The sequence below is a fragment of the Salinibacter sp. genome, assembly GCF_042218895.1.
Lineage (GTDB): Bacteria > Bacteroidota > Rhodothermia > Rhodothermales > Salinibacteraceae > Salinibacter.
The window spans coordinates 19,728-23,316 of sequence record NZ_JBDGQQ010000122.1 but is presented as its reverse complement, the minus strand read 5'-3'; the positions used below and the strand labels follow the sequence as shown (position 1 = coordinate 23,316).

General features: G+C 60.4%; 3 protein-coding genes. 1 reads left to right on the top strand and 2 read right to left on the bottom strand.

Annotation, left to right across the window (positions count from 1 at the left end; translation table 11 throughout):
• Positions 1-580: ABC transporter ATP-binding protein (locus ABEL04_RS10950; protein ID WP_375802432.1), on the bottom strand; the 580-nt coding region annotated here is incomplete at its 3' end.
• A gap of 101 nt (positions 581-681) precedes the next feature.
• Positions 682-2,241 carry a glycerol kinase GlpK gene (gene glpK, locus ABEL04_RS10945; RefSeq protein ID WP_375802431.1) on the bottom strand — a complete coding sequence of 520 codons (1,560 nt, stop codon included), beginning with the start codon at positions 2,239-2,241 and terminating at the stop codon, positions 682-684.
• Positions 2,242-2,678: 437 nt separating this feature from the next.
• On the opposite strand from glpK, the gene ABEL04_RS10940 reads away from it, so the two are divergent.
• On the top strand, positions 2,679-3,587 hold the full coding sequence (locus ABEL04_RS10940) for a helix-turn-helix domain-containing protein (protein ID WP_375802430.1): 909 nt from the start codon (positions 2,679-2,681) through the stop codon (positions 3,585-3,587).
• Positions 3,588-3,589: the final 2 nt, after the last annotated feature.

The following is a 3,589-nucleotide window of genomic DNA, read 5'->3' as shown; positions in this document are numbered from 1 at the left end:
GCGGCGTGGCGTACACCACCGTCGTCTCCTGCTCCGAAAACAGCCGTTCGAAGTCACTCCGCAACTGCTCCCGCAGCTTGTAGTCGAGGTTGGCCAACGGCTCGTCCATAAAAAGGTAGTCGGGCTCCTTGATCAGGGCCCGGGAAATGGCCGTGCGCTGGGCCTCTCCGCCGCTGACCTCTTCGGGGAGGTTTCCCAGGATGTGACTGATCTGCAGCATCTCGGCGGTCTCCTCCACGCGCCGATCGATCTCTTCCCGGGAATAGTTTTCGTCGCTCACCTCAAGGGGAGAGGCAAGATTCTCGCGGACCGTGAGGGACGGGTAGTTAATAAACTCCTGGTAGACCATTCCCACGCTGCGTTGCTGCACGGCCCGATTCGTGACCTCTTCGCCGTCGTAATACACCTTTCCGGCGTCGGCGGACTCAATGCCGGCCATGATTCGCAGAAGCGTCGTTTTCCCGGCCCCCGTAGGAGCCACTACACTGAAGAAGCTTCGGTCGGGGATCTCAAGGTTGATCCCGTCCAGAACTTGCTCAGTCCCAAAGGACTTGCGAAGATTTTCGACACGGATGCCCATAAAACATCGAAATTCTTATCGGAGGGGTAGCGTCCGCAAAAAGGATACTTGTTGGCGATGGGGCCGGATCGGCGGCGGAGGCGTGTGCCGACCGGGAGGAGCTAGGACGATGCCGTGGCTTTTCCGTCTACCGACGTGTCCTCCACCTCTAGTTCGTCCGAACCGCTTTTGTCGGGGGATTCCCAGGCACGAGATCGATCCAGCGCCTTCGACCATCCACTACGCAACTCCTGGACCCGGTCGGTCGACATCGACGGCGTAAACATCTGGTCCAGCTCCCACTGGCTCTGGATCTCGGCCTGGCTGCTCCAGAAGTCGACCGCGAGGCCCGCCAGGTAGGCCGCCCCGAGGGCTGTGGTTTCCAGAATTTGGGGGCGCACGACGGGGATATCGAGGATGTCGGACTGAAACTGGAGGAGGAGGTCGTTGGCTGCGGCCCCGCCGTCGGCCCTCAGCTCGGTGGTCGCGATCCCGGAGTCCGCCTCCATGGCGTCGATCACGTCGGCCACCTGGTAGGCCATGCTTTCGATGGCGGCCCGGGCCAGATGTCCCTGGTTCGCCCCCCGCGTGAGGCCGGCGATGGTGCCGCGGGCATACTGGTCCCAGTACGGGGCCCCGAGGCCCGTAAAGGCCGGCACGAAATAGACCCCGCCGTTGTCGTCTACCGTGCGGGCCAGTTCCTCGACCTCGGCGGACTCCCGGATGAGCTGCAGCTCGTCCCGAAGCCACTGCACCACGGCGCCCGCTACGAAAATGGATCCTTCCAGGGCGTAGTAGGTGGTGCCGTCGACCTGATACCCGATCGTGGTGAGCAGGTTATGATCGGAGGTCACGGCCTTTTCGCCCGTGTTCTGCAGCATGAAGGCCCCGGTGCCATACGTATTTTTGCCGAGGCCGGGCGAGGTACACATCTGGCCGAAGAGCGCGGCCTGCTGGTCTCCTGCAATGCCCGCAATGGGCACGTCCGCGTCGAAGGGGCCGCTCCGCGTGTGGCCGTACACCGTGCTGCTGTCGCGAACCTCGGGGAGCAGAGCGCGCGGAATGTCGAGAATGTCGAGCAGCTCGTCGTCCCAGCTCCCCTCGTGGATGTTGTAGAGCATGGTCCGGGACGCATTGGTCGCGTCCGTGATGTGTCGCTGGCCGTCCGTCATACGCCAGACCAGCCAGCTGTCGACCGTGCCAAAAGCGAGTTCTCCATTTTCGGCCCGCCGTCGGGCCCCGTCCACGTGATCGAGCAACCAGCTGAGCTTTGTGCCCGAGAAGTACGCGTCGATAATGAGGCCCGTCTTCTCCTGAATCAGGTTCAGATGGCCTCGGTCCTTGAGCCGGTCACAGATTCCAGAGGTGCGCCGGTCCTGCCAGACGATGGCATTGTGGATGGGCTCGCCGGTCTCCCGGTCCCACACGACGGTTGTTTCCCGCTGGTTGGTGATGCCAATGGCTGCCAATTCCTCCGCGTCCACGTCCGCCTTGCTCAGTGCTTCGGAGGCGGTTCCCATCTGGGTCGACCAAATCTCGTTTGCGTCGTGTTCGACCCATCCGGGTTCGGGGTAGATTTGCTCAAACTCCTTCTGGGCGACGGTTTGGATGCGCCCGTGTCGGTCGAAAAGGATGGCCCGAGAACTTGTCGTCCCCTGGTCGAGTGCGAGAACGTGCTGCATGCCGTAAGAAGATGATATTACAGATCCTTCGTGGAGGAAACCCCTGGAGAAGCATCTGATTGGGGGGCGGTACTGAAAGTGTCTCCGGACTGGAAGCCCTTATAGGTAGGTGTAAGGGCTTCCAACGGTTAAGATACTTACAAACGGGGTGGTTGCCGTCTCTCAACCGGAGACATGCGCAGTATAAAGAAGCGCTTTTCTGAGTCGGTAGCGTGATCTTCCGGGAAAATGCTTCCATCTTCCCAAATTGAAATGACCGTTGACTTTTCACCTGCTGACAGGAACCATTTCCGGCCCGGACGTTTCTGAGCCGCTAGTGAACGTTTACGGGCGCTGCGGGAGTGAAGCGGCTTCCAGCCAGGAACGGTTGGTTGTAGTAGATTCGGCAGCTTTCAGGAGATGGTGTCACGCCAGCCACTTGCTCGCCACTGTTTACCATGTCGTACCGCTCCCCCCCACATCGCAACGCGCCGCGGTCACTGCTCGAAAATCGGACGGCGATCGGCGGCCACGAGTCCACGCTTTCCCTGTATACAATCGAGGAGTCCATCGATCGGGCTCGGCTCCGAACCTCGCACCTGTCCTACTACGGGGTGGTTTCAGGGAAGACGATCATGCACGTCAATGACAACGGATCTTTCTCCTTCGAGCCCGGGGAATCGCTTGTGGTTCCCCCTCTGCAGACCATCACCGTCGACGTTCCAGGGCCCAGTCACACCCCGCTTCGGTACATAACGTTCAAGATCGACCGTGAGGGCGCGCGCACGCTGCTTGAGCGCACCACAGCAGAAAACTCCACAGACACGTCCGTGGCCCGGCACCAGCCTGCAGGAGAGCAGGAGTACTCCTACATCGATAGTTGGGAAGGCGTCCACCGGGTGCTAAAAATGATAGCGTACCTCCTCCGGGAAAATCCGCCCCACCGCGATCGCCTGATCGACCTGAACGCGAAGGAGCTGCTCATCTTCATGTTGCAGACGCGATCGCGCCCCCTGCTAGTGGGGGAGGTCTCGCGGCACACCTCTTCTCGGGGCATCGCCGCGGCGGTGCAGTACATCCAGGAGAACCTCGACCGTCACATCTCGGTCGACGAACTCGTGGAGGAAGCGTGCATGAGCAAGTCCACATTTTACCGTCATTTCAGCGACGAATTCGACATGCCGCCTTTAAAATACATTACTCGAGAGCGCGTCGTTCGAGCCCGAGAACTGTTGTCCGATCCCGAAAATACGGTAACGAGCGTGAGTCACGCGCTGGGATTCAGCAGCACCAGCCATTTTATCGAGATGTTTCGAGAACACGAGGGGATGACCCCGAAGCAGTATCAGCTTGAAGTCACTGAGTAGGC

Excerpts from the sequence above, each read along its gene's own strand:
- glpK (WP_375802431.1), bottom strand. The coding sequence starts at position 2,241 with ATGCAGCACGTTCTCGCACTCGACCAGGGGACGACAAGTTCTCGGGCC.
- ABEL04_RS10940 (WP_375802430.1), top strand. The coding sequence starts at position 2,679 with ATGTCGTACCGCTCCCCCCCACATCGCAACGCGCCGCGGTCACTGCTC.